24 protein-coding genes and 2 pseudogenes are annotated in these 25,096 nt (G+C 43.2%); 18 read left to right on the forward strand and 8 right to left on the reverse strand.

What is annotated here, in order from left to right; genetic code table 11:
• Nucleotides 1–117: 117 nt before the first annotated feature.
• The 6 genes from ACRQ5D_RS05855 (at nt 118) to ACRQ5D_RS05880 (ending at nt 5,519) form a co-directional block, all read left to right on the forward strand.
• The gene (locus ACRQ5D_RS05855) at nt 118–1,143 is read left to right on the forward strand and encodes a 6-bladed beta-propeller (RefSeq protein WP_091167483.1); all 1,026 of its coding nucleotides are present in this window, start codon (nt 118–120) and stop codon (nt 1,141–1,143) included.
• A gap of 25 nt (nt 1,144–1,168) precedes the next feature.
• A complete protein-coding gene (locus ACRQ5D_RS05860) occupies nt 1,169–3,181 on the forward strand; it encodes a DUF2231 domain-containing protein (protein ID WP_431199224.1) in 2,013 nt (670 codons plus the stop codon).
• Entirely contained in the window at nt 3,178–3,324 is a 147-nt protein-coding gene (locus ACRQ5D_RS05865) for a hypothetical protein (RefSeq protein ID WP_432328536.1), read from the forward strand. The genes ACRQ5D_RS05860 and ACRQ5D_RS05865 overlap by 4 nt, the downstream gene beginning before the upstream one ends.
• A 545-nt stretch (nt 3,325–3,869) precedes the next feature.
• A complete protein-coding gene (locus ACRQ5D_RS05870) occupies nt 3,870–4,811 on the forward strand; it encodes an NAD(P)H-dependent glycerol-3-phosphate dehydrogenase (protein ID WP_431199226.1) in 942 nt (313 codons plus the stop codon).
• Nucleotides 4,812–4,841: 30 nt separating this feature from the next.
• Complete coding sequence (locus ACRQ5D_RS05875) at nt 4,842–4,964, forward strand: hypothetical protein (protein WP_432328537.1); 123 nt, start codon at nt 4,842–4,844, stop codon at nt 4,962–4,964.
• A 234-nt stretch (nt 4,965–5,198) separates the two neighbouring features.
• Nucleotides 5,199–5,519, forward strand: coding sequence for a hypothetical protein (locus ACRQ5D_RS05880; RefSeq protein WP_090530718.1), 321 nt, complete (start codon nt 5,199–5,201; stop codon nt 5,517–5,519).
• A 236-nt stretch (nt 5,520–5,755) separates the two neighbouring features.
• Here ACRQ5D_RS05880 and ACRQ5D_RS05885 read toward each other — a convergent pair.
• A pseudogene (locus ACRQ5D_RS05885) lies at nt 5,756–7,616 on the reverse strand (DEAD/DEAH box helicase).
• Between the two features lie 373 nt (nt 7,617–7,989).
• On the reverse strand, nt 7,990–8,457 hold the full coding sequence (locus tag ACRQ5D_RS05890) for a DUF4293 domain-containing protein (protein WP_091167471.1): 468 nt from the start codon (nt 8,455–8,457) through the stop codon (nt 7,990–7,992).
• A gap of 129 nt (nt 8,458–8,586) precedes the next feature.
• Here ACRQ5D_RS05890 and ACRQ5D_RS05895 point away from each other — a divergent pair, with 129 nt between their 5' ends.
• The 4 genes from ACRQ5D_RS05895 (at nt 8,587) to ACRQ5D_RS05910 (ending at nt 11,897) form a co-directional block, all read left to right on the forward strand.
• Entirely contained in the window at nt 8,587–9,108 is a 522-nt protein-coding gene (locus ACRQ5D_RS05895) for a DUF892 family protein (protein ID WP_432328538.1), read from the forward strand.
• Between the two features lie 55 nt (nt 9,109–9,163).
• Nucleotides 9,164–9,394, forward strand: a complete 231-nt coding sequence (locus ACRQ5D_RS05900; protein WP_432328539.1) for a hypothetical protein — start codon at nt 9,164–9,166, stop codon at nt 9,392–9,394.
• A gap of 165 nt (nt 9,395–9,559) precedes the next feature.
• Entirely contained in the window at nt 9,560–9,943 is a 384-nt protein-coding gene (locus ACRQ5D_RS05905; protein WP_432328540.1) for a hypothetical protein, read from the forward strand.
• 205 nt (nt 9,944–10,148) lie between these two features.
• Nucleotides 10,149–11,897, forward strand: a complete 1,749-nt coding sequence (locus ACRQ5D_RS05910; RefSeq protein ID WP_432328541.1) for an ABC transporter ATP-binding protein — start codon at nt 10,149–10,151, stop codon at nt 11,895–11,897.
• Between the two features lie 122 nt (nt 11,898–12,019).
• On the opposite strand, the gene ACRQ5D_RS05915 is transcribed toward ACRQ5D_RS05910, so the two are convergent.
• Nucleotides 12,020–12,223: a hypothetical protein gene (locus tag ACRQ5D_RS05915; RefSeq protein ID WP_432328542.1), complete on the reverse strand. Its 204-nt coding sequence runs from the start codon at nt 12,221–12,223 to the stop codon at nt 12,020–12,022.
• A 404-nt stretch (nt 12,224–12,627) separates the two neighbouring features.
• Here ACRQ5D_RS05915 and ACRQ5D_RS05920 point away from each other — a divergent pair, with 404 nt between their 5' ends.
• From ACRQ5D_RS05920 to ribF, 5 genes and pseudogenes are all read left to right on the forward strand, one after another.
• Complete coding sequence (locus tag ACRQ5D_RS05920; protein WP_091167461.1) at nt 12,628–13,506, forward strand: cell division protein FtsX; 879 nt, start codon at nt 12,628–12,630, stop codon at nt 13,504–13,506.
• A gap of 91 nt (nt 13,507–13,597) precedes the next feature.
• A complete protein-coding gene (locus tag ACRQ5D_RS05925; protein WP_112657074.1) occupies nt 13,598–13,891 on the forward strand; it encodes a DUF3098 domain-containing protein in 294 nt (97 codons plus the stop codon).
• Nucleotides 13,892–13,986: 95 nt separating this feature from the next.
• A complete protein-coding gene (locus ACRQ5D_RS05930; protein WP_432328543.1) occupies nt 13,987–14,781 on the forward strand; it encodes an undecaprenyl-diphosphate phosphatase in 795 nt (264 codons plus the stop codon).
• Nucleotides 14,782–14,937: 156 nt separating this feature from the next.
• Entirely contained in the window at nt 14,938–15,660 is a 723-nt protein-coding gene (gene truB / locus ACRQ5D_RS05935) for a tRNA pseudouridine(55) synthase TruB (RefSeq protein ID WP_432328544.1), read from the forward strand.
• Nucleotides 15,661–15,828: 168 nt separating this feature from the next.
• A pseudogene (gene ribF / locus ACRQ5D_RS05940) lies at nt 15,829–16,660 on the forward strand (riboflavin biosynthesis protein RibF); the annotation flags it as partial.
• Nucleotides 16,661–16,744: 84 nt separating this feature from the next.
• Here the strand turns inward: ribF and ACRQ5D_RS05945 are convergent.
• Complete coding sequence (locus tag ACRQ5D_RS05945; protein ID WP_091167448.1) at nt 16,745–17,368, reverse strand: LysE family transporter; 624 nt, start codon at nt 17,366–17,368, stop codon at nt 16,745–16,747.
• Between the two features lie 166 nt (nt 17,369–17,534).
• Here ACRQ5D_RS05945 and ACRQ5D_RS05950 point away from each other — a divergent pair, with 166 nt between their 5' ends.
• From ACRQ5D_RS05950 to ACRQ5D_RS05960, 3 genes are all read left to right on the forward strand, one after another.
• Nucleotides 17,535–18,461: a cobalamin-binding protein gene (locus ACRQ5D_RS05950; RefSeq protein WP_091167446.1), complete on the forward strand. Its 927-nt coding sequence runs from the start codon at nt 17,535–17,537 to the stop codon at nt 18,459–18,461.
• Nucleotides 18,462–18,593: 132 nt separating this feature from the next.
• Nucleotides 18,594–19,367: a carbohydate-binding domain-containing protein gene (locus ACRQ5D_RS05955; protein WP_431199228.1), complete on the forward strand. Its 774-nt coding sequence runs from the start codon at nt 18,594–18,596 to the stop codon at nt 19,365–19,367.
• Entirely contained in the window at nt 19,343–21,148 is a 1,806-nt protein-coding gene (locus ACRQ5D_RS05960; protein ID WP_431199229.1) for a family 20 glycosylhydrolase, read from the forward strand. The genes ACRQ5D_RS05955 and ACRQ5D_RS05960 overlap by 25 nt, the downstream gene beginning before the upstream one ends.
• Before the next feature lie 249 nt (nt 21,149–21,397).
• On the opposite strand, the gene ACRQ5D_RS05965 is transcribed toward ACRQ5D_RS05960, so the two are convergent.
• The 4 genes from ACRQ5D_RS05965 to ACRQ5D_RS05980 form a co-directional block, all read right to left on the reverse strand.
• Nucleotides 21,398–21,982, reverse strand: a complete 585-nt coding sequence (locus tag ACRQ5D_RS05965) for a hypothetical protein (RefSeq protein ID WP_432328545.1) — start codon at nt 21,980–21,982, stop codon at nt 21,398–21,400.
• A complete protein-coding gene (locus tag ACRQ5D_RS05970; protein ID WP_432328546.1) occupies nt 21,975–23,477 on the reverse strand; it encodes a TonB-dependent receptor in 1,503 nt (500 codons plus the stop codon). The genes ACRQ5D_RS05965 and ACRQ5D_RS05970 overlap by 8 nt, the downstream gene beginning before the upstream one ends.
• Nucleotides 23,478–23,939: 462 nt before the next feature.
• Nucleotides 23,940–24,452, reverse strand: coding sequence for a peroxiredoxin family protein (locus ACRQ5D_RS05975; RefSeq protein WP_431199230.1), 513 nt, complete (start codon nt 24,450–24,452; stop codon nt 23,940–23,942).
• Nucleotides 24,453–24,547: 95 nt separating this feature from the next.
• Nucleotides 24,548–25,069 carry a DUF4369 domain-containing protein gene (locus ACRQ5D_RS05980; RefSeq protein WP_431199231.1) on the reverse strand — a complete coding sequence of 174 codons (522 nt, stop codon included), beginning with the start codon at nt 25,067–25,069 and terminating at the stop codon, nt 24,548–24,550.
• Nucleotides 25,070–25,096 lie beyond the last annotated feature (27 nt).

The raw sequence follows: 25,096 nt of genomic DNA on the forward strand, positions 1-25,096 counted from the left end.
CTGTAAAGTTCGCGATTTCTTCGTTCCTCGCAATGACGGGATGAACAAGGATTCAAAAAATCGGTGTAATCAAAAGAAATAATCAGCGAAATCAACGCAATCATAAAAATCAACGGTATGGAAAGAAGAGAATTTATCAAGCACACTTCAGTTTTATCAGCAGGCTTTTTTATAGCTAAAGACATGTTAGCAAAAGATGACGGGCTAATTTACGGTCACGGAAATATGCGCTACCGCATGGATAAAAACTGGAGCAAGGCCGATTCGCAGAAAAACCCGGTGAATGATTGCCACGAGATGGTGCAGGATTCAAAAGGCCGCATTTTACTGCTCACCAACGAGACTAAGAACAATGTACTCATTTATAATAAATCGGGCAAGCTACTAAGTACCTGGGGGCATGATTTCCCCGGTGCACATGGCCTCACCCTGTTTAATGAAAACGGTACCGAGGTGCTGTTCATAACCGATACCGTAAAACACCAGGTTTATAAAACCACGCTTGATGGCCGTATTTTAATGACCATTAATGTGCCGCTCGAAACCGGCGTTTACAAAAAAGCCGAAGAATTTGTTCCTACCGAAACTACTATCGACAGCAATGGCGATATTTTTATTGCCGATGGCTACGGGGCCCAATACGTTACCCATTATGATAAAGATGGCAAACTAAAAGGTTTCTTCGGTGGTAAAGGCGAGGGCGACGAACACCTGGATAATGCGCACGGTATCGTGATTGACAGGCGATATGATACACCGACATTACTGGTTACCGATCGTACCCGTAATTGCTTTAAACGCTTCAGCATGGATGGCAAACTACAGGAAGTGATCAAACTGCCGGGAGCATGCGTTTGCCGCCCGGTAATTAAGGGAGATCATTTGTACGCTGCCGTACTTCGCTCGCCCGACCTGAGCAAGGAGAATACCGGCTTTACTACCATATTAGATAAGAACAACAAAGTAGTATCCAACCTTGGCGGTACCGAACCAGTGTATACCGACGGTGTGCTGCAACCAATGGCCCAGGCGGAAAAGATTTTCCTGAACCCCCACGATGTTTGTGTGGATAACGACGAGAATTTGTATGTAGCACAATGGGCATCGGGCAAGGTATATCCTTATAAATTCACAAGGGTTTAATTAATACACATACAGCCCGGCGTATATGAAAAGCAGCCACAAAGGTTTTGCGGAAGGGACATTATTTGCCCTTAATATTTTTATTGTAGTGCTGCTTATAGCCGGCGATAGCCTGGTTGTGCCCCGCTGGCTGCAACCCGTTGGCCGCATGCACCCGCTTATCCTGCATTTTCCCATCGTGATACTGATGCTGGCCATGGTGATGGAGTTTTTCCGTTACCGGGCCGAGTTTATTAACGAAAAACTGTATCAAACTTTTACAAGTTACCTGCTGCTGCTGGGTGCATTACTGTCATCAATAACGGTGATCATGGGCTTGTTCCTTTCAAGGGAGCCGGGCTATGAAGGCGATACTTTACAATGGCATAAATGGTTTGGCGTAAGCGTGGCCTTTGCCGGGTATGGAGTGTACCTTATCCGCCATACCTCAAAATATACTGTAAGGTTCGCTAAAGCCGGAGCTATAATAACCGTTTTCTGTTTAATTGTTGCCGGGCACCTTGGCGGCAACCTTACCCATGGCAATGATTTTGTTTTGGGCCCGGTAATGGATAAGAGCAAAAACGTGGTACCGATAGACCAGGCCCTGGTTTATAACGATGTGATCCGCCCCATATTTGAGGTTAAATGCCAAAGCTGCCATAATATCGATAAAAAGAAAGGCGGCCTGATGCTTACTGATTCGGCAGCAATCATGAAAGGCGGCAAAACCGGCAAACTATTCATAGCCGGCGATCCAACCATGAGCCTGCTGCTGCAACGTGTGCACCTGCCCGAAACCGAAAAGAAACACATGCCGCCTACCGGCAAAACGCAGCTTACCGATGATGAAAAAATGCTGCTTTACCTGTGGGTAAAAAGCAAAGCACGCTTCGGCAAAAAAGTGATCGAACTGCCAGCTAACGATTCATTACGGATGATAGCCGCCACCCGTTTAAAGCCCGCCGAAAGCGAAGAAGAGGTTTATGACTTTTCGGCAGCCAATGAAAAAGAAATTCAAAAGCTGAACAACAACTACCGGGTGGTTTATCCGCTGGCCAGCGAGTCGCCGGCGCTGGCGGTTAATATTTACAATAAAAGCACCTATAATGTAAAAGTGCTGGATGAGTTAAGTTCTATAAAAAAACAGGTAGTATCGCTCGATCTGAACAAGATGCCCGTAAAGGATGCCGACCTGAAAACGATTGCCAAATTTGAAAACCTTCGCAGGCTAAACCTTAACTTCAGTGATGTTACGGGCAAAGGCTTAAAGGAATTAGCAGGTTTAAAATATCTCAAGAGTATTTCATTAACGGGTGTTAAACTTAATATAGCCGATGTAAAACAACTCATCGCTATAAAAAGCCTCAATGAACTCGCTGTATGGGATAGCGGCCTAAATCCGGCCGACCTGCAACTGCTTCAAAAACAAAACCCTAAACTGAGCCTGTTAACCGGCTTTAAGGATGATGGTAAGGCGCTTAAGCTCACCAGTCCGCAGTTAAAAAATACGGCAGTTATATTTAAGCAGAATTATGTTTTGCAACTTAGCAACCCTATAAAAGGTGCGGATATCCGGTACACCACTGATGGTTCGGTGCCTGATAGTATCAAGGCTGCATCTTACAAACCCGGCATTGTATTTACCCAAAGTACCGTGATCAGGACAAGGGCATTTAAAGCCGGATGGATTGGCAGCGATACCGTACAATTCAATGTTTATAAATGTGCCTACACGCCCGATAGTATCAGCTTTGTCAAATATCCTGACGACAAATACAAAGGCGATGGCGCTAAAACAATTATCGATAAAGAATTAGGAGGCGACAATTTTGGCAACGGAAAATGGGTTGCATCGCAAAAGGATCTGGCGGTGATCATGTGGTTTAATAAACCGATTGATCTGCATTCGGTTAGTCTCAATGTAATGCGCAATACAGGTTCCCAGATCTTTTTACCCGCCGGGGTTGAGATTTGGGGAGGCGCCGATCAAAACCATTTGAAGTTGTTAAGTACACTTAAAACAGGAGCACCAAAAAATCCGATCCGTTTGCTTTGACCCCATTGGAATGTAAGTTAAAATCCGAACAAAAGATATCCTGCATCAAACTGGTTGCCCAACCGCTTAAAAGTGTACCGGCATGGCATCCGGCCAAAGGCAAACCGGGCTGGGTATTTTTGGATGAGGTGTTTTTGAATTGATGCTTAACAACTAATAGCATCTTGCGCTCCCCTGCTATTCTTTAACCTACCATCCCGACAACAAAATAAACCCGGGAGCGTGCAAACTATCTTAAACTCTTTATCTTAAAAGCTGTTTATTTTTGACAAATATCGTTTACAGGTAGATAAAACTTCATTGCCGTTGGTTTTAACCAACGGAATAAAGCATTCACAACAAGAGGGCTTCAGCCCAAATCCGCTTGCATAATTAGGCTAAAGCCAGGAGTTTTCGGCTCTTAATCCGTTGGTTAAAACCAACGGCAATTAATATTCTTCATTCTTAAACAGCTTCTTAGAAAAGAAAAACGGAAGCATCGGCCCGGAGCCAGGTTATTGTCTTGCAAAAAGACTCAAAAAAGTAGTTAGGCCCACTTTTTCTCTCATTCGCCAATCTGCATAATATTTCATTAATTTGCTTGGCCAATTAAAACCAGGCAGCGATATTTCTATTATTTATTGATGGATAAAAAATTAAACAAGATCACAGTTGTTGGCGGGGGAGCTGGGCTACGGCTAATATCAAAATGCTTATCGACAACACCACCCCAAAAGAAATTTTTTGGTGGATGCGTAATGCCGAAGCTGTGGAACATTTGAAAAAGTTTGCGCGTAACCCGCATTACCTGAGTTCGGTGGAGATCAAACTTCCCGAACAAAATATATCTACCGATCTGAAACCACTCATAGCGGCTGCTGACATTGTGTTGCTTAATGTGCCTGCTGCTTTTTTGAAAGACGCACTAAAAGACATTACTGCTGCCGATCTGAAAGGTAAAAAAATAGTATCGGCTATAAAAGGTATCGTGCCCGATGAAAACCTGATAATTGCCGAATTCCTCCATCAAAAATACGATATATCGTTTGATGATTTTATGGTGATCAGCGGGCCGTGCCATGCCGAGGAAGTGGCGCTCGAAAAATTATCATATTTAACTATAGCTTCCGGAGATACAAAACTTGCCTCGCAGTTTGCGGGAATGATCAATACCCGGTATATCAAAACAAACATTTCTGATGATATCTATGGTACAGAATACGGGGCTGTTTTGAAGAATGTATACGCAATTGCCAGTGGTATTTGCCATGGTGTGGGCTATGGAGATAATTTCCAGGCGGTGCTGATATCAAACGCCATTCGCGAATTGGAGCGTTTTGTAGCCGCTGTACATCCTATCGACAGGGATATTAAAGAGTCGGCTTACCTGGGCGATCTGCTGGTTACGGCCTACTCGCAATTTAGCCGTAACCGCACATTTGGTAACATGATAGGCAAGGGATATACAGTAACATCGGCCCAACTGGAAATGAACATGATTGCCGAGGGGTACTATGCAGTAAATTGCCTACATGAAGTTAATAAGCAATACGGCGTGAGCATCCCTATCTGCGAAGCTGTTTATGCTATTTTATATCAAAAACGCTCACCTGTGATAGAAATGAGAAATTTGGCCGAAAAATTGAGTTGATTTTATTAAAGAAACTTAATTACTGTCAATATGAAAAATCTGTTTAAAATAGCCTTGTTTGCTGCCGGTACATTTATGGTTAGCCCAGGCTTTGCCCAAACGCATAAGGATTCAACCCTCGGTGGTAAGATCAGCAAAACCACAAAAAAATAGGCCATAAAACATCCGAGATTGCGGCTAAAGGCGCAGCTACGGTAGCTGATAAGAAATATGCCGGCAAGGCTGGCCCTAATGGCGAAACCATTTACATTGATAAATATTCGCATTATTTTTATGTGAATAAAAAGGCCACCGGGTTTATCTGAAAAAATCTGAACTGATTGATAAACCTACACAATAATTAAATTCAACAAAGGCGTAAGCCGTTCTAAAAAATCCTGATCCGTCATGAAAAAGTTTGCTCCCATATTTGCTGCAGTTGCAGGCATGTTATTGATATACGCTTGTTCTCAGCCGCCGGCCGCCAATAAAAAACTGGAAGGTAACTGGAAATCAAAAGATGGTGCTACCAAGCTTTCGATAACGGATAAAGATTTTATTATGGACGACGGGCAGGCCAGCAAAGAGGATTATTTTGTAAAAAATGATACCATTTATACCTCATACCAGGGGAGCAGGCCTTATACCAAGTTTTTTATTAAGGAACTTACCGACAGTAAGCTAACGCTTTGTTATCCTGATTCGGATATTGTTGAATTTAGCCGTTAATGTAAGCGGAAAGCTAAATGCCTAAAGCCGAAAGCTCATAAGTTTAATGGATGGGTTGAAGTTTGCTTATGACCAGAAAAGGCGGGCTTATATATAAAACAAAAGCCTTTGTTCCCGTATGCAGCGGTAAAAAGGCTTTGTTAACAAAACTAAACTAAAACTAATGCTTCTTACTAAAGGAAGCTCATGAAAACCACCACATGCTTTGCACATGGTGGTTTTTTTATGATGGATAATTAAAATCTCCTTCTGCGCTCAGGGCGATCTTCACGGGGTTTGCCTGAAAAGTCGCGGAAACCACCGCCATTGCTGTGCTCGCGCCTTTCGTTGCCACGGTAACCACCGCCTTCACGACGCTCGCCGCCACGGTAACCACCTTCACGGCGATCTCCGCCACGGTATCCGCCTTCACGACGATCACCACCGCGGTATCCGCCTTCACGGCGTTCGCCGCCGCTACGGTTATCGCTGGTGCCCTCGCCAGAGATCTCGATCCTTACGGGGCGACCTTTATATTCGGCTTCTTTAAAGCTGGCCATCACTTTATCAACATCTTCGTTTTGTACTTCAAAGAAAGAGTACACACCTTTAACATCGATTTTACCTACGGTACGGCCGCTTATTTTGGTTGTGTTGCAAATGTAACCCAACAAATCGCCGCGGTTAAATTCATCAACCGAACCTAAGTTTATAAATAAACGGGTAAAGTTACCACGGACACCATTGCCGCGTTCGCCGCGATCTTCAAACCTGTTACGGCCTTCTTCAACGCTGGCATTCAGGTCGGGAGCGTTTTTATAATAATCAAGGAAACGGTTAAACTCAATTGAAGCAAATCGTTTGATGAAATCTTCCTTGGTGAAATCTTTAAACTCGTCATAAATACGCGGCAGGTATTGCTCAATCTGCTCTTCGTTTACAGTTACGTTATGTACCTTGTGAACGATAGAGAATAATTGTTTTTCGCAAACATCAAAACCTGTAGGGATCTCAGCTTTCACGAATTTTTTACCAATAACACGCTCAATTTGGCGAATTTTGCCTAATTCTTTGGCGTTAACGATAGAGATTGATACACCGGTTTTACCTGCACGGGCTGTACGGCCGCTACGGTGGGTGTAGTTTTCAATTTCGTCGGGTAATGAATAGTTAATAACGTGAGTTACGTCGTTAACGTCGATACCACGCGCGGCAACATCGGTTGCAATTAATAATTGCAGGCTGCGCTCACGGTAGCGTTTCATCACTTTATCGCGTTGTTGCTGTGAAAGGTCACCGTGCAACGAATCAGCATTGTAGCCGTCTTTGATCAGGGCCTCAGCAATTTCCTGGGTTTCAATTTTGGTACGGCAAAATACAATACCAAAAATATCAGGATTAAAGTCAACAATACGTTTAAACGCGGCATACTTATCACGGGCACGTACTATATAGTACTCATGCTCGATATTGGCATTGCCGGTGTTTTTTGCGCCCATAGTAAGCTCGAAAGGATCGGTCATGTATTTTTTCGCGATCCGCCTAACTTCAGCAGGCATAGTGGCCGAGAATAGCCAGGTTTTTTCTCTTCGGGTGTGGTAGATAAGATACTATCAATGTCTTCCTGAAAGCCCATATTGAGCATTTCATCAGCCTCATCCAATACTACATACTTCACAGCCGAAAAATCAATAGCCTTGCGGTTAATGATATCAAGCATACGCCCTGGTGTAGCAACTACGATCTGTACGCCGCGTTTGATCTGGCGTAGCTGATCCATAATGCTTGCTCCGCCATAAACAGCAACAACGTGTACGTTGCTCATTTTTTGGAGTAGTTCTTAATGTCGTTCGCGATTTGTAAACAAAGTTCGCGTGTTGGGCATAAAACAAGTGCCTGTGGATGATTTTCTTCGAAATCAAGCAGTTCCAACAATGGTAGGCCAAAGGCAGCAGTTTTTCCGGTCCCGGTTTGGGCTAATCCGACAAAATCGTTGCTGCCTGTTAACAATACCGGGATTGACTGCTCCTGGATTGGTGTAGGATTCTCAAATCCTAACTCAGAGATGGCATTAACAATATCATGACGGATTCCCAGTTCAATAAATGGGTTGTTCATGAATTTAAATAACGAATCTGGCAACATCGCCAAATCGGGCGCAAAGATAGTGTTAATGTTTTATAATTCCAATAGGCGGGTTGAGATAAAATGAAGTTTGGCCGTATTATTGAGAATAAGCAACTAATTAACTGAAAAAAACCAGTTAATTAATAATTTCATAACAAGGATTACTTTTTTCTCCGGTTTTTAAAGCCCGATTTTTGATAACAAGGGGTCTTAGTAAGCATGAAAATCATCAATCCATTACCGGTTTTTTACACCGGGATTGCAAAAAACGGCCTTTGGGCTTCAGCCACAAGCTCCAGGTATAAAAAAGAAAAACCATACTTTAACTTCCGACTTAGTACTGCCGCCTTAACGCTAACCTGGGTTACCTCAACCTATCGGCCGATTTCACCAGCTTCTCATCTTTTTTGATGCTTTTTTGTGCGAAGATGATCAGTATGATGCTTAATGAAGTAAGGAACAGGCCAATACCCATCGTGCGTGTGTCAAGGGTAATGCTGCCTGCTGCGCCTTTAACAGTTTGTGCCATCCAGAAACTGTAGCCAATAAGTACCAGTATAGCGCTATAGCAGAAGGCTATTTGCTGTTTTCGGTTTTTATATAGAAAAATGATGACCAGCGGAATAAGGGCAACAATAGCTGTTATAGCGGTGAGCGCCACAAATGTTTGGGTATGTTGCTGTACCCCGTTCACATCCTGGTAAATACCGGTAACCATAATGCTGGATGGTTTATCATTAATATAGACGTTGTGGGCAAGCGGAAAAAAGAAAAGGGCGAACAGCACAAGGCTGGCGAACAAAAGGTAAATGCTTTGGATGCGTTGCAGCATGATATTAAAAATTATAAAGGCAAATATAAATGTTTTGCTTATTGGAGAAGCACTAATTTAATAGCGATATAGCTTGCTTTGAATGATAATTATTTAATGTATATTTATTTGTATTTAAACAATTGTCAAATGCCTCCCATTAGTGAACAAAACCCCGAAGATGTTAAATTTGAGAATGTCCATTTAAAAAGGATTTTCCTTGAGCACCTGAACAGTATTTATTTTGGTAAAAAACACCTGATTGATTTTTTTGAGGAGATAAAAGAGCTTGCATCCTTAGCTTATTTAAAGGAGGCTGTACAGGAATGTTATGAAGCTACCCAAAAGCAGCTTACCCATCTCGATTCTATTTACAGCGCCATTAATGAAACGCCATCAAAAACGACGGTACTTGGCATAAAAGCCATGACGCTTGAAGCTTATATATCGGCCATTAAAACTGGCAAAACTGCCATGGAGCGTGATGTGTTCATTGTATTTTATGTGCAGATCATTGAAGGGATTGAAATAACCTATTTTGATGTTTTGCGTAACCTGGCAAAAGCCATTGGATATAGCAACACCTTTATCAATAAGCCTTTTAATCTGGCTGTTAAAAATAAACTGGCGTTTGAGGCTATCTATAAGGCCTATATAACCGAACCCGCATAATACTATGACCAAATTATGAACCCGGCATAGGCAGCAGATTGTTAACTTTGCCGTCGTGAGCAACAACCAGCGTTATTTTATTGAACTGGCCTACAACGGCACCGCCTATCACGGCTGGCAAATACAGCAAAATGCCGTAAGTGTACAGGAATTGCTGAACAAGGCACTAAGCACAATTTTACGGCAGCCCATAGAAACAACCGGCTGCGGCCGCACAGATACAGGCGTGCATGCAAAGGAGTTTTTTGCGCATTTTGACGCCCCCTACCCCCTGAAGGGGGAGTAAGTGCATTAGAAAGCACCCCCTTCAGGGGGCGGGGGGCTAAACGCTCTGCTTCCACCTGATATCGCCATAAAAAACATTGTCCCGGTACATGCCGATGCGCATGCCCGTTTTGATGCCACATCGCGCTCATATCAATACCATATTCACTTTAATAAAGACCCTTTTTTGCAGGGATATTCATGGCAGCTGCGCGATGTGCCTGATATTAATTTGATGAACCAAGCTGCGGCCATTATGATGGAGTACATTGATTTTAGCTGTTTCAGTAAATCAAATACCCAGGTTAAAACCAATAATTGTAAAATTACTCGTGCCGAATGGGTGAAAACCGACAACGGCATAGTTTTTCATATCACTGCCGACAGATTTTTGCGCAACATGGTACGTGCGATTGTAGGTACCTTAATGATGATTGGCAGAAAGGAAATGGAGCCCGAAGGCATTCGTGAAATTATTGAAAGTAAGAACCGCTCAAATGCTGGTACCAGCGTACCGGCTTGCGGGTTGTATTTGACCGAGGTTAAATATCCGTACCCCCTAACCTCCTAAAGGGGAAACTATAGCGGAGAGTAGGTGAGATTTGACGATATATAATTATACTTTAACTTTGAGATAGTGGCTAAAGATAAACAAGATAATAAGAAGGAAGCTTCCGCATCAACGAATGGGGAGGTAACTAAACAGGCAGCACCCCCTTCAGGGGGCGGGGGGCGTAACCGGAAAGGCCCTCGACTGGAAGCTACTCGGCCGGGTAATGCATTACGTTAAGCCGTATAATAAAACCTTTGTTATAGCTACTTTCCTCACCATTTTTATAGCAGCCAATGCTTTGCTGCAGCCAATCCTGATCCAACGTACATTGGATGTTAATATTTTGAACGATGATTATAATGGGTTGGTTTTTATGGTTGAGCTAATGATAGCTCAATTGATTATTCAAACTATTGCGCAGTACTACCAAACTTATTTAACCAATGCGTTGGGCCAATATGTGATCCGCGATTTGAGGATCGATATTTTTAACCACATTACCAGTTTAAGATTAAAATACTTCGACCGTACGCCTATCGGTATGCTTATTACCCGTACGGTGTCCGACCTGGAAACTATTGCCGATATTTTTTCGGAAGGGTTGATCTCTATCATGGGCGATATGTTGCTGGTAATCGCCGTGATTGGCTATATGCTTTGGCAGGACTGGAAACTGGCCCTGATTACGCTCATCCCGATGCCCTTCCTGTTTGCTTCAACTTATGTGTTTAAAGAGGCTATTAAGTCCTCATTCCAGGAGGTGCGCACACAGGTGGCACGGCTCAATACCTTTTTGGCCGAGCATATTTCGGGTATCAGCGTGATCCAAATCTTCGCCCGTGAAGATCAGGAAATGCGCAAGTTTAAAGCCGTGAACGAAAAGTACCGCGATGCCAATATCCGCTCAAACTGGTATTACTCGATATTTTTTCCGGTGGTGGAAATCCTGTTTGCCATATGTATGGGCTTACTGGTTTGGTACGGATGTAAACGAATGCTGTCAGATAGTCAAATGCTAACTATCTCCGCATCTGGCAAGGGAATTACACCTGGATTGATCACCAGCTTTATTGTATTGCTGAATATGTTGTTCAGACCTATCCGCCAGTTGGCCGATAAATTCAATACCCTGCAAATGGGAATGGTGGGTGCCGACAGGATCTTTAAAGTATTGGATACCGACGAGGTGGCCGAAAATAAAGGCACACTTACAACAGGCAGGCTGCAGGGCGATATCAGCTTTGATAAAGTATGGTTTGCCTATAACGATGAAAACTGGGTGCTGAAAAACATCAGCTTCCACATTAAACCCGGCGAAACCCTAGCTTTGGTAGGGGCAACCGGCGCAGGCAAATCATCAACCATCAATATCCTGAACCGTTTTTATGAAATTGGCAAAGGTTGTGTAAGGGTTGATGGACATGATATCCATGATTATGATGTAAACTACCTGCGTTCGCAGATAGCAACTGTGATACAGGATGTTTTTTTGTTCAGCGATACCATTGCCAATAATATCAGCCTCAATAATCCCGCTATCACCCGCGATCAGATCATAGCTGCAGCCAAAGATGTTGGTGCACATGATTTTATTGAACGGTTACCGGGTGGCTACGATTATAATGTGATGGAACGCGGCTCAACACTTTCGGCCGGGCAATCGCAGCTGATCTCCTTTATCCGGGCACTGGTTTATAATCCCGCAATTTTAGTTTTGGACGAAGCGACGTCGTCTGTTGACACAGAAACGGAGATCCTGATCCAGAATGCCATCAATAAATTAATGGAAGGCCGCACGGCTATAGTAATAGCCCACAGGCTTTCCACCATTCAAAACGCCGACAGGATCATCGTACTTGATCACGGCGAGATCATGGAAATGGGTACCCACCAGGAGTTGCTTAAAATTGAGAACGGCCACTACCGTAAGCTGTATGATTTGCAGTTTAACTCGGCGGGGATTGCGAGATAGGTACATATTAAATCATGTCATTATAGGCGCAGCGTGGCAATCCCGTAGCCAATGCATGTTCGATATGCATAGCTACGAGATTGCTTCGTCGTTCCTCCTCGCAATGACAAATATTGTGCGACTCACTTCTTCGGTACACTCTTCACCGAATGAACCGGTTGTTCTTCTTTCTCATGCTTTTTGGCAATATCGCCTCCATGCGGATTATCGGCGTGATATTGTTTATCTTCTTTACGCACCTTGCTTTTATGCCCATTATCGGCTGGCCTGTGGGTAGGGGTATCTGATGGTGAAGGTTTATCTTTCTGGTTTGCTGGCTTTGTCATGATTGAATAACAACAGCAACCGTGCTTTGTTTAACTCCAGGTTTAGATCAGAATTTGATGTTTAATTTGTCTGAAATCAGAATTTACAGAATTTTTAAATTTTCAGAATTACCTGTCAGCGTAATCAAATCGTCACAAGTGGATAAGATTCTGTTAATTCTTAAATCCTGTAAATTCTGATTTCAGACAAAAAAATCAACGCAATCAGCGAAATCAAAAAGATCAACGGTTCTGTTGTTAATAAATGTTAAATCTGTTAAGCTAAAGCGTTATTAAACATATTTATAAGCAATAAACTTTTACCTTTAGGGAGGGTTTCTTATTTTCGCAGAAATATGATATTAACTTGAGAGGGATATTGATCTCAAATCTCATGTCTAATATCTAACATCTAACAAAAGTAAATGGAAGAATTTGAAGCAAGCGCATCCTCTAAAAAGACAAAAACCATCTACATTTCAACTGTATTTGGTATTGCCATGGTGCTGTTAATGGTAGGGCTGCTGGGTTTAATACTGGTATACGCTAAAAATATTTCGAGCTATGTTAAAGAAAACATCGTGCTTAATATTTTTGTTGATGATGCCGCCCACGAAAGCGATGTATTGCAACTTCAAAAACAGTTGGATGGCAACGTAATGGTAAAACAAACCCAATACGTAAGTAAAGAGCTTGCCGCCCGCAACCTGCAAAAAGATCTTGGCGAAGACTTTGTAAAGTTTTTAGGTTATAACCCGCTATCACAGTCAGTTGATGTTTACCTGAAAGCGGATTATGCCAACAACAAGGATATCGAAAAGTTTAAAGCCGAGTTGCTGAAAAACCCCTTAATAAAAGAGGTTAAATATCAGCAGTCACTGGTTGACCAGATGAACCAGAACGTAACGACCATCAGTTTAATCATCCTTACCTTCGCCGGAATCTTTGTAGTGCTTTCGGTAGCGTTGATTAATAATACCATCAGGTTGGCGATTTATTCGCAGCGTTTCCTGATCAAGTCAATGCAACTGGTTGGGGCTACAAAAGGGTTTATCCGCAAGCCTTTTTTACTGTACGGGATCTGGCATGGCTTATTAGGCGGCCTGATTGCTATTATCCTGTTGATAGGTACGCTGTATGTAGCTTATGATAATGTACCCGACCTGGTGTTTTTACAAAACTACACTGAGTTTGGCATTGTGTTTTTAGTTGTTGTTGGCCTGGGTATTTTCATATCAGGCTTCAGTACCTTTTTAGCAGTTAACAAGTTTTTACGTTTAAAAATATACGATCTGTACAGGTAGAGGTTAAAGGCGAAAGGTGAATGCTGAAAGGCTTGATCTGAGCTCTCAACCACTAATTCATTAACTCAATAATTCAGTAATTAAAAGATATATGGCACAAAAATTTAAACCAGCGGCTCCTGTAAAAACAACTGCTGCAACATCGCCGACAGCTACCGGTGCTGCAAAAGCTACTGCGCCTGCACAACCGGTACAATTTATATTTGATAAAAGCAATTACCGTATGCTGATCATCAGCGTGGCGGTTGTGGCCTTCGGTTTTGTGCTGATGTCGGGCACAACTGACATTTACAGCACTACCAAAATAGTTATCGCGCCAATAGTAGTTTTGGCCGGTTTTGCTTTGGGTTTCTTCGCTATCCTTAAAAAGCCTTCGGCTAATTAATACAGTAACCATGCTGAATTTTACAGTAGATATGTTTTAGTGAAAGATATCTACTGTAATAACGTATATCTCTACCTCAACCCCTTAAAACCCCAATGAATTTAATCCATGTTATTATCCTTGCAATTATTGAAGGGATAACTGAATTTTTGCCCGTATCATCAACCGGGCACATGATCATTGCTTCATCAGTAATGGGCATAGCAGCCGATCCTTTTGTAAAGCTTTTTACTATTGCCATACAACTGGGTGCCATCTTATCGGTAGTGTTCCTGTACTGGAGAAGGTTCCTGCAATCGGTTAATTTTTATTTAAAACTGTTTATCGCTTTTATACCTGCAGCGGTATTTGGCGTATTGTTTAGCAAAAAGATAGATGCTTTATTGGAGAGCGCGCTTACCGTTGGTATTACCCTTTTTGTTGGCGGTATTATTTTATTGTTTGTTGATAAATGGTTCAACAAGCCTATGATTAAAGAAGAAAAAGAAATCAGCAATTTAACTGCATTTAAAATAGGTTTTTTTCAGTGTTTAGCCATGATCCCCGGTACATCGCGTTCGGCTGCTACTATTGTTGGTGGCATGGCGCAAAAACTAAACCGTACTGCAGCTGCCGAGTTTTCATTCTTTTTGGCGGTGCCCACTATGTTTGCCGCGACTGCAAAAAAACTATACGACTTCCATAAAGAAGGGCACGTATTTACCGGCGAAGAAATTAAATTACTGGCCATAGGTAATATCATTGCTTTTATTGTTGCCATGCTGGCTATTAAAACATTCATTACTTTTCTTGAGCGCCGTGGCTTCCAGATTTTCGGCTGGTACCGTATCGTGGTTGGAGCTGTTATTATAGGATTAATTTTGAGCGGGCACCAATTACAAACGATTTAAGCATTTAAGTATATCACATTAATTTTGCCGCGCCGGATCATTCTCATATCAAAAGAGATTGATCCGGCGTAGTAATTTATAGCTTGTCCGGCAATAGGGCCGAAAATCGTACCTTTGCGAAAAATCGGATAAATTGATCCGGTGTAAATAAAAGATTTGAAGAACACGTACACTAAAATAGAGGAATTTGCCGAGGGTCAGCTACTGCTGGTTAATAAACCGTACCAATGGACAAGCTTTGATGTGGTTGGCAAACTTCGCAATTCATTTAAGCCGCTTAAGCTGAAGGTTGGCCATGCAGGCACACTCGATCCATTGGCTACCGGCCTGTTGATCATTTGCACCGGTAAAATGACCAAGCAGATTGATACTTTCCAGGCCGAAGAAAAGGAATATACCGGGACCATGGTATTGGGTGCAACTACACCCTCGTACGATATGGAAACGGAGCCAGACAAAAGTTTCGACATCAGCCAACTCACTGAAGAAATGCTGCGTAACAACTGCAAACAGTTCATTGGCGATATCCAGCAGTATCCGCCGGCGCACTCGGCCATAAAAGTTGATGGTGAACGTTTATATGAAAAGGCGCGCCGGGGCGAGGATGTGGAACTGAAGCTGCGTAACGTCACTATAACGGAGTTTGAACTAACCCGTATTGAGCTGCCCGAGGTGGATTTCAGGGTGGTGTGCAGTAAGGGCACTTACATCCGTTCGCTGGTTAATGATTTTGGCGCGGCTTTAGGCAACGGAGCTTATCTTTCAAAACTACGACGTACACGCAGCGGTAGCTTCAGAATTGAGGATGCCTGGGAAGTGATGGAACTGGTAAATACTGTGAGGGAATTAAAAGTATCAGATGTACATACAGCGCGGTAAAGGAAATTTACAAAGCTCAAACATTCCGGTTTTTAATCCCATCAACTAAAAATTAACTTTGTGTTTTACTCATAAATGAGGGTTTACAATAATATCGACGAATTTACAGCGGTAAACAATGCAGTAGTCACCATCGGTACATTTGATGGGGTACACTTAGGGCACCGTAAAATTATCTCAGGCATTAAGGAGCTGGCTGAAAGCACAGGAGGCGAAACGGTAATCCTTACTTTTTTCCGCACCCGCGTATGATCCTGCACCCGGAAGATGAAAGCCTGAAACTGATAACCACCATTGCCGAAAAGGCCGACCTAATGGAACGTATCGGGGTTGACCATCTCATTATAACCCCTTTTTCAAGAGATTTCTCCAATCAATCCGCCGAAAGCTATATCCGTGATGTGCTGGTTAACAAAATTGGTACAAAAAAATAGTAATAGGCTATGACCATCGCTTCGGGAAAGACAGGCAGGGCGGCTTTGAAGACCTGCAGCGCCTTGGCCCTGTGTATGGTTTTGATGTGGTAGAAATTCCCGAACAGGACATCAACGAGGTGGCCATCAGCTCAACCCGTATCCGCAACGCCCTGTTAAGCGGCGATATTCATTTGGCTAATGCCTTTTTAGGCTATCCTTTCTTTATTACCGGAAAGGTTGTCCGCGGCGATCAGATCGGCCGTCAGCTTGGTTATCCGACAGCCAATATCGTGGTTGAAGAAAAATATAAGCTTATTCCATGCGATGGTATTTTTGCGGTAACAGTAATTATAGCTGATCAGAAATATAAAGGGATGGCCTACATCGGCAGTCGCCCAACGGTCAATGGCCTTAGCCGCAATATCGAAGTAAACATCTTTGACTTTAACGAAGAGATCTATAATCAGACTATCCGTATGGAATTTCACCACTACATCCGGAGCGATGTTAAGTTTTCATCGCTCGACGAGTTGAAAGTTCAGCTGGCCCAGGATAAGGTTGATGTGTTGAAAGTCATGAATTGAACCATGATTTGCTTGATTTAAGGATTACCTTGAATTTGGCATTAATCGTATCAGGCAATCCTTAAGTCAAGAAAATCAAGATTTTTAGTGTTTGAAAAACGACAGATAAATCTGCTTTACAACGTGATACACTGCAAATGCGAAAAATAATATAGCTATGCTGGTATTGATAAGCCTGGTGCTTAACGCAAATCTTTCCTGTATGTATTTAGCGAATTTGGCATAGATAAACAGGCATAAAAAAGCACCTGCTGCCGAACCCAGACTAAAAATAACAAGAGCTACGCGGCCATCAAGGATCCATTCATGCGTAATGAGGTATGTGCCTGTAACCATCCAGAAGGGTACCTGCATGGGGTTTAGAAAGCCTAATAAAATACCGTATTTAATACTGGCGTGTTCAGAGTAATTGGCTTTAGGTGGGGCATTGCGATGAATCCAAGTGATATAACCCATTACACCAAACAAAACCACCATGATCCAGTCGATGATGGTGCCCAGTTTCAATTGTCCCGAAAGCCAGCGGGCAGCATGCATAATAAAATAGGTAAAGAAAAATTCAACTGCCGAAAAAGCTGTAATAAAACGTACAGCCTCTTTTATGCCACGGTTTATAGTGATCTGTACTAAAGTTAGGTTTATATTGCCGGGTGGTATATAGCCTATGAAATTAGCTATAAGCCCGATGAAAAAAGTCAAAAATATCATTGCAGCAAAGATAGGTTGTTAATTGGAGTTGGCAAATTATTGTCTGAGCCACGATTTATAGGATTTGAGTATTGTCCGATGTCGGCATTAGAATCCAATAATCTGACAAATCCGTTTAATCCCGGTTCAGAATCTTCCTTACATTTGCAAACTTTAACTTGTTAACATGCCAACAAAAAAAATAGTTTCGTTACTACCGGCCGCTACCGAAATAATTTGTGCTTTAGGATTAGAGAAAAACCTGGTGGGGCGTTCGCACGAATGCGATTTTCCGGCATCTGTTAAAGAATTACCCATATGTACTGAAGCTAATTTTCCGGATGGTTTGAGCAGCGCCGATATTGATATAAAAGTGAAAGAGATCCTGGCCGATGCGCTCTCGGTTTATACCGTAAAACGGGAACAAATTAAAGCACTTTCACCTGATGTAGTGATAACACAAGCCCAGTGCGAGGTTTGCGCCGTATCGTTAAAAGATGTTGAAGAAGCGCTTGAAAACTACCTGGATAAACAGGCACAAATTATATCCCTGCAGCCTAACAGTCTCGATGATATTTTTGAGGACATTGTTACCGTTGCCAATGCACTGAACGTGCCCGCGGCCGGTGCCGAACTGCTTGAAAGCCTGCAGGAACGGGTTGACATTATTAAGCATAAACTGAAATTTATAGACAGCAAACCCACCGTTGCGTGTATTGAATGGCTGGAGCCAGTAATGATATCCGGCAACTGGGTACCAGGCCTGGTAAACATAGCCGGCGGAACGCCTGTTTTGGCACAGGACGGCAAGCACTCACCTTATATTGAGTGGGATGAGATCCTGCAGCAGGACCCGGAAATTATTGTGGTGATGCCTTGCGGCTTCAGTATTGAACGCACCATGCGTGAGATAAACCTCCTTTTGGACCGCCCGGGTTTTGCATCACTCAAAGCAGTAAAAAGCGACAGGTTTTATATTGTCGATGGCAACCAGTATTTCAATCGTCCCGGCCCAAGGATTGTCGACTCAATAGAGATCCTGGCCGAAATCATCCGCCCTAAGCAGTTCATATTTGGTTATGAAGGGGAAGGGTGGATTAAGTTTTCCCTTTAAGTCTTGAGTCACTACTGCCGCAGGTTTAGCGATAGCGTAACCTGTGGTCTGTCTCTATAAAAAACACTTATTAAAATAATTTAAAAAGTAATATATTTACCTGTCTGTTTTCTCCCAGGCACAGGATCAATTATGAACAAAATTTTTACGCTGGTGGTTATCGCCGCGGTTTTTGTATGCAGCGGTTTTAAAATTAATGATGATAAAAAACCGAACGTAACCAACCTGCACCTCACCTGGCAGGTAATGGATAATAACTATCAAAATAAAAACCAAGCCCTCACCGCACTGGTGATTACCAATAAAAGTCGTGAGGTTTTGCCTGCAGGGGGATGGAAGATCTACTTTAATTCCGGGCGCGGTTTTACCAAAACGGCCGTTAGCAATAACGCCCTGATTGAACAGGTCAACGGCGACTTATACAGCATAACCCCAACATCAGGCTTCAAAGACCTGAAACCCGGCGAAACCTCCCGCATTGAATTTGTGTGCGATGACCCTGTGGTAAACATTACCGATGCACCTGAAGGGCCATACCTTGTTTGGGATAATGCCCCTGAAAAAGGCTATTCTTTCGGCTCATATGATATTACGCCGTACAAACCAACTTACCAGGGCTTAATAACCCCCGAAATTGTTTATGACAGGAATAAAACGGTTGCCGATATTCCTGCCGATCAGTTACTGAAAGTTTTCCCTACACCGGTAAGTTATAGCCTAAGCAGCGGCAGTTTTTCGTTCACTGCAGGTGTTCAGGTTTCATCTGCCGATGCGCGGTTCAGCAAAGAAGCAGCTGTTTTACGTAATTACATTGGCGGCATCTTCGGAAAAAGGAAACAGGAAAACCGGGTAAAGTTATTTCATTTGAATACAAAGCCGGTTTGGGCAATGAAGCTTACGAGCTAAGTGTAAAACCAACCACTGTGGTTATCCGCGCATCTGCAAATACCGGCATCTATTATGGTATTCAATCATTCAAAAGCCTGATCCCGGCGAGCGCTTTAGCTAAAACGCCATCATTGGTACAAATTCCATGCGTTGAAGTTACCGATGCCCCTCGTTTTGCGTATCGTGCCGTAATGCTTGATGTAGCCCGTAACTTTCAGTCAAAACAGCAGGTGTTGAAATTACTGGAAGCGATGAGCCTGTACAAGCTTAATGTGTTGCACCTGCATTTAACGGATGATGAGGGATGGAGAATAGAGATTCCTGCGCTGCCTGAGCTTACTGCTGTCAGCTCGAAACGCGGGCATACCCTTGATAGCAAACGCCACCTGCCACCGTCGCACGGCTCTGGCCCGGAGGTTAATAACCCTTTTGGCACCGGCTATTATACGAAAGCAGATTATATCGAGATCCTGAAATACGCCAATGACCGTCATATCACTGTAGTACCTGAAATTGAAACACCGGGGCACGCCCGCGGAGCTATTAAAGCAATGAACGCTCGCTATGACCGATTAATGGCCGAAGGCAAAAAGGCTGAAGCTGAAAAATATTTACTGTATGATCCCAATGATAAATCTGAGTATCGCTCGGTACAATACTGGAACGATAACGTGATTGATGTATCGCTCCCTTCAACCTATAACTTTGTGGAGACTGTTGTAAATGACCTCATCAGCACTTATAAAGAAGCCGAAGCGCCACTGCCCACCATCCACTTCGGTGGCGATGAGGTCCCTGCCAATGTGTGGGAAAAATCACCTGCTTATGCAGCGCTTAAGTCTACCCATCCCGAAATACAGAGCACTAATGATCTTTGGTATTATTTCTACGGAAGGATTAATGAAATCCTGAAAGCGAAAGGTATCCGCCTGTCGGGTTGGGAAGAAATGGCGCTGCGTAAAACAACCCTCGACGGTCAGCCGGCTTACGTACCAAATCCGGATTTTACAAAAGAACACCTACAGGTTGATGTTTGGAACAACGTATTAGGCGGAGGGCAGGAAGATTTGGCTTACCGTTTGGCTAATGGTGGTTACAAAGTAGTGCTAACCTGCGTTACCAACCTGTATTTTGATATGGCCAATTACAAATCATTTGATGAGCCGGGCTATTACTGGGGCGCGTTTTTAGGCATTGATAAATTCTTCTCATTTATTCCCTACGATTATTTTAAAAATGCCGACGTTGATAAGCAAGGCAACCCGATAAACAGGAATATCTTCATCGGCAAGCAACGCCTTACCGATTATGGTAAAAGCAATATAGTAGGCTTGCAAGGTGCCTTATGGGCCGAAACAGTGAAAGGCCCCGAAAGAATGGATTACATGATTTTCCCGAGGCTGCTTGGCCTGGCTGAACGTGCCTGGGCGCAAGACCCGGCATGGGCCACCGAAAAAGACCCTGTAAAAAGCAAAGAGGCATACCAGGTAGCCTGGTCAAACTTTTTGAATGTGTTGGGCAAACGAGAACTGCCACGTTTATCCTATTACAACGGTGGCTACGATTATCGTGTGCCTAAGCCAGGGATCAGCCTGCAGGATGGTAAATACTTGAGCAATGTGGAGTTCCCGGGTTTAACTATCCGGTATACAACCAATGGTAAAGATCCTGACGCTGGCAGTAAGGTTTACACTGGCCCTGTTAACTACAATGGCGGCGTTATCAAATTCCGCGCTTTTGATCCGAAAGGCAAGGGAAGCAATATAGCTGAAGGAGGTAATAACAATTTGAATCCGTAGTTTCAGTTTGCAGGTCGCAAGCTAAAAAAGTCCGGTGTTTACTTCGTAAAACACCGGACTTTTTTATTTACAAATGCCGCCGCTCGGCTCCTGCCGTGTGGCAACTATTCTACGGCCTCTGGCCGCCGTAAACAAGCATGGCGAACACAGGCCAGAGGCCTGGAAATAATCGACACTCGGCTGGAGCCGAGCGTCGGCGTATTTTGGCCTTTACTTACTATGATCTATGAACCATCAACTATTAACCATCTAATACATAAAATTCATCCCAACCGAGTAATTCCTCAGCGGAGCCGCATTATAATATCGGTTACCTACAGCATTCAAATCATTACCAAGGCTATATTTCTGATTCAGTAAATTATCCGCGGCAGCAAATATTTCAAAACGGATTTTACGGCCAATGGTTGGCTGATAGCTAACGCGGGACTGCAACAGGTTATATTTTGGCGCATATATGGTGCTTGCATCGTTCAGCGGAATTTTTGAAGTAAAGGTATGCTGAACAAATAATGCAATACTTTCAGGGAACCTGATCTGCAGGCTGCTTACAAATACGTTTTTAGGTACGCCGGTTAGCCTGTTACCCGAATAATTGGCATTGGTAACCATATAATCCCTAAACCGGAAATGACTGTACGTAAAAGATTCGTTGAGTTGTAGCCCGCGAATGAAGTTATACCTGTTTGGGCGAATAATCCAATAGTATAATGACGCTTCGGTGCCTAACTGGTTGGTACCACCGGCGTTGATGTAATGCTCGGTTTCATTAGCATTTAGGCGGCGTACTATGGCATTGATTAAGCGATAGTAGTAAACAGATGCATCAAGCATAAAAGTTTCTGTCGCTGTTGCGCAGGCGGAAGCCAGTTTCGTAGTTCCAGCCGTATTGGGCCTGCAGGCTGGTGTTTACAATATTGTCAGTTGGCCGTACCTCGGCAGTTGTAGGACTTGAATAACCGCGACTTACACTTGCCCGCCACGCCAATGCGTTAATGAACTGGTATGATAAAGCCAGCCTCGGCATCAATTGCGCGCTAAAGTTTCGGTTAGTAAAGTTGTTTTGATTAAGCGGATACAGGTTTTTAAAATCATAACCATAATCGTTTAAGCTTACCGCGGCTTCAATATGCAGGCGTTTATACACATCGGCAGCATAACGGGCAAATACAAAATGCTGGTTGGTGTGGATATAATCAACGGTTTGGGTGGTATCTTTTACCCCCTTTTTATTACCATAATTGGCAATGTGCGAGTTGGTTTGCTGCCATTCAAAACCGAGGTCAACTTTCCAGTTTAAATTGGGTTTCTTATCGCCGGTTAGTTCAAAATAGGTGCGGAAGCCATAGGTATTTTCACTGCGTTGTTCATAGTTGGTGATAAACGGATTGGCAAAATCAACGTGATTGCCAAACACAGCCAGCACGTTGCGGATGTGGTCGTTAAAATGATATTCGTTGGTTAAGCCGCCTAAATACATTTTGGTAGTAATACCTATGCGTTGCTGAATAGCCCCTGGCAAAGTTGCCGTAGGCTGGCGGGCTAATCTCGGATTGACGGTATACTGGGCCAGGTTTAAGCCACCCGGTGTTTGATAGGCCAAATCGGAATAAATGCCCAATGCTTTTAAGGTGTTTTTGCCGCTGTAGTTCCAGCTATCGGCCAGTTGCAGGTAGTTGCGGTGGGTATCGCTGTTTTGCCTGTAGCCATGATAGGTTTGAAAGCTTTGGTTAATGTTGAGCAGGTAATTGGTAGTTTTTAATTGTACTGCTGCTTTTTCATGAAACAACCCGTATGAACCGCCATTTATCCCGGCCGAAATATAGGTACTGTCGTTATACCGGTTAAGCGGACTAAGAATGACTACCCCGCCTGAGTTTGCCCCAAATAAGCTGCCATCCGGGCCCTTTAATATTTCAACCTTTTGTATGGCCGCTATATCAATGGCATTTAAATAACTGTTGCCGCCAGCGTCGGTAAGCGGGATATCGTCAAAATAGATCTTTACGTCCCTCACGCCAAAAGGCGAACGTAATAAACTGCCCCTGATGGATAAACGATAACTGCCTGGCGAACGCTCCTCGGTACGTACCCCCGGAACCGTATTTAAGGCGTTTACAAATGAATTATCAGGCTGGATCCTGAGCTGGGCTGCATTAAGCACACTTACCGACGCCGGTACGCTTATCACAGGCTGATCGCTCAGGTAACCTTTGATGATCACCGGTTTAAGCTCGGTGGTATCTCTGTTAGGCTTGATCTTATTTTGTGCGTGGGTTACAGTAAAAGCTGCAAGTATAAGAGTTATAAGAGTAAAGCGTTTTAGCATAGATTGACAATCAGGGATGACCCTCAAAAATAGTTGTTTATACTTGTAAAAGGATATTGCAGATTTGTAAATATCTTGATGTTGTGAGTGGGCGGCGCTGAAACTTACGAAGTTTTGAAAACTTCGTGAGTTTGGGCTTGGGTCAATGCCGCCCTTTTACTTTTGTCCCCTAATCTCAGGGACTGTTTAAAAACGGGAAATATTCATAGCCGTTGGTTTTAACCAACGGAAAAAAAGCTGAAAAGTCTTGGCTTTAGCCCAATTGTGCAAAAGAATTTTGGCTGAAGCCCCCTTATTATTACTCATTATTCCGTTGGTTAAAACCAACGGCTATGATTCCAATATGATACATAAATAATTCGAATCAAATTTAAACAGCTTCTTAGGGGTGAGAAACAAACATAAAAGCCTTAACAAATTGATTTTGCTAAGGCCTTACAGTCAATGACTTCAATAATATAATTAGATCTTTCCAAAAATCTCCGCGAGCTTATTCTCCAGATCTTCACCCCGCAGGTTTTTTCCTATGATCTTTCCGTTAGGATCTAACAAAAAGTTTTGAGGAATTCCGCGTACTGCATACAGATCGGCTGCTTTACTGTCCCAAAACTTAAGGTCGGATACATGGTTCCAGGTGAGGCCATCTTTGTGAATAGCTGCCAGCCATTTATCTTTCGCATTCGGCCTGTCGAGCGACACGCCAAGTATGGTAAAGTTTTTGCCTTTATAAGCGTTGTAAGCCTTTACCACATTAGGGTTTTCGCGACGGCAAGGGCCGCACCATGATGCCCAAAAATCTATCAGTACATATTTACCACGAAATGATGACAGGCTAACCATTTTACCCGCAGTATCAGCTTCGGCAAATTCGGGTGCGGTTGCACCTAATGCCACAGCTTTTAATTTTGGCAGGCGTTCGGCAAATTTCTTACCTGCTTCCGTTGCTTTAATAGCAGGACTGAAGCTGTTGAACAATGGGGCAATATCTACGTAATCGGCACTGTAGGCATATGATTCAAGCGCGTTAAGGCTTACGTATGAATCGGGGTTTTCCTGGATAAACTTTTTATTTACCTGCGCGTCCTGGTCGTCGATCTTTTTTCTTCGGCATTTAGTTCGGCCATTTGCTCCGGCGTGGCGGTTTTACGTTTTGCGGAAAGCGCCTCATAGGCATCATTAATCGGTTTTTCGGCCAGGTTATATTTTTCGTTATCGTTATTGGTTTTGGTACCTTCTATTTTGGCATCAGCAATTTTATCAGGGGCGCTTACGTTGATGGTACCTGGTTCAAGGTAAATGGAACGATAATCTTCTGAGCTATGCAGACCGGTACCTTTGGGGTTAAACAAAATATAACCGCTTACAGGTGTTGTTGTGCTTGTTTTACCGGTAAATTTAAAGGCTCCTCCGTTCAATACTGCCGAATCGACAACCGTTTTTCCATCTTTACGATATTGCACATAGACTTTCGCCGGTGCGTTATAGTCGCCAATTTTACCTTGCACAGTATATTGGGCATCCTGGGCAAAAGCTAAAGCAGGGGCGCTTGCAATTGCTGTTAAAGCTATTTTTTTAATTGAGGTCAAGTTCATATCGCAATATAATAAAATTAGCCGGGT

Source organism: Mucilaginibacter sp. P25 (assembly GCF_050859465.1).
Taxonomy (GTDB): Bacteria; Bacteroidota; Bacteroidia; order Sphingobacteriales; family Sphingobacteriaceae; genus Mucilaginibacter; species Mucilaginibacter gossypii.

Bases quoted from the DNA above. Each gene is read 5' to 3' on its own strand.
- ACRQ5D_RS05855 (WP_091167483.1), top strand. From the start codon at position 118: ATGGAAAGAAGAGAATTTATCAAGCACACTTCAGTTTTATCAGCAGGC.
- ACRQ5D_RS05860 (WP_431199224.1), top strand. From the start codon at position 1,169: ATGAAAAGCAGCCACAAAGGTTTTGCGGAAGGGACATTATTTGCCCTT.
- ACRQ5D_RS05870 (WP_431199226.1), top strand. From the start codon at position 3,870: ATGCTTATCGACAACACCACCCCAAAAGAAATTTTTTGGTGGATGCGT.
- ACRQ5D_RS05875 (WP_432328537.1), top strand. From the start codon at position 4,842: ATGAAAAATCTGTTTAAAATAGCCTTGTTTGCTGCCGGTACATTTATG.
- ACRQ5D_RS05880 (WP_090530718.1), top strand. From the start codon at position 5,199: ATGAAAAAGTTTGCTCCCATATTTGCTGCAGTTGCAGGCATGTTATTG.
- ACRQ5D_RS05890 (WP_091167471.1), bottom strand. From the start codon at position 8,457: ATGCTGCAACGCATCCAAAGCATTTACCTTTTGTTCGCCAGCCTTGTG.
- ACRQ5D_RS05895 (WP_432328538.1), top strand. From the start codon at position 8,587: ATGCCTCCCATTAGTGAACAAAACCCCGAAGATGTTAAATTTGAGAAT.
- ACRQ5D_RS05910 (WP_432328541.1), top strand. From the start codon at position 10,149: ATGCATTACGTTAAGCCGTATAATAAAACCTTTGTTATAGCTACTTTC.
- ACRQ5D_RS05915 (WP_432328542.1), bottom strand. From the start codon at position 12,223: ATGACAAAGCCAGCAAACCAGAAAGATAAACCTTCACCATCAGATACC.
- ACRQ5D_RS05920 (WP_091167461.1), top strand. From the start codon at position 12,628: ATGGAAGAATTTGAAGCAAGCGCATCCTCTAAAAAGACAAAAACCATC.
- ACRQ5D_RS05925 (WP_112657074.1), top strand. From the start codon at position 13,598: ATGGCACAAAAATTTAAACCAGCGGCTCCTGTAAAAACAACTGCTGCA.
- ACRQ5D_RS05930 (WP_432328543.1), top strand. From the start codon at position 13,987: ATGAATTTAATCCATGTTATTATCCTTGCAATTATTGAAGGGATAACT.
- ACRQ5D_RS05945 (WP_091167448.1), bottom strand. From the start codon at position 17,368: ATGATATTTTTGACTTTTTTCATCGGGCTTATAGCTAATTTCATAGGC.
- ACRQ5D_RS05950 (WP_091167446.1), top strand. From the start codon at position 17,535: ATGCCAACAAAAAAAATAGTTTCGTTACTACCGGCCGCTACCGAAATA.
- ACRQ5D_RS05955 (WP_431199228.1), top strand. From the start codon at position 18,594: ATGAACAAAATTTTTACGCTGGTGGTTATCGCCGCGGTTTTTGTATGC.
- ACRQ5D_RS05965 (WP_432328545.1), bottom strand. From the start codon at position 21,982: ATGCTTGATGCATCTGTTTACTACTATCGCTTAATCAATGCCATAGTA.
- ACRQ5D_RS05970 (WP_432328546.1), bottom strand. From the start codon at position 23,477: ATGCTAAAACGCTTTACTCTTATAACTCTTATACTTGCAGCTTTTACT.
- ACRQ5D_RS05980 (WP_431199231.1), bottom strand. From the start codon at position 25,069: ATGAACTTGACCTCAATTAAAAAAATAGCTTTAACAGCAATTGCAAGC.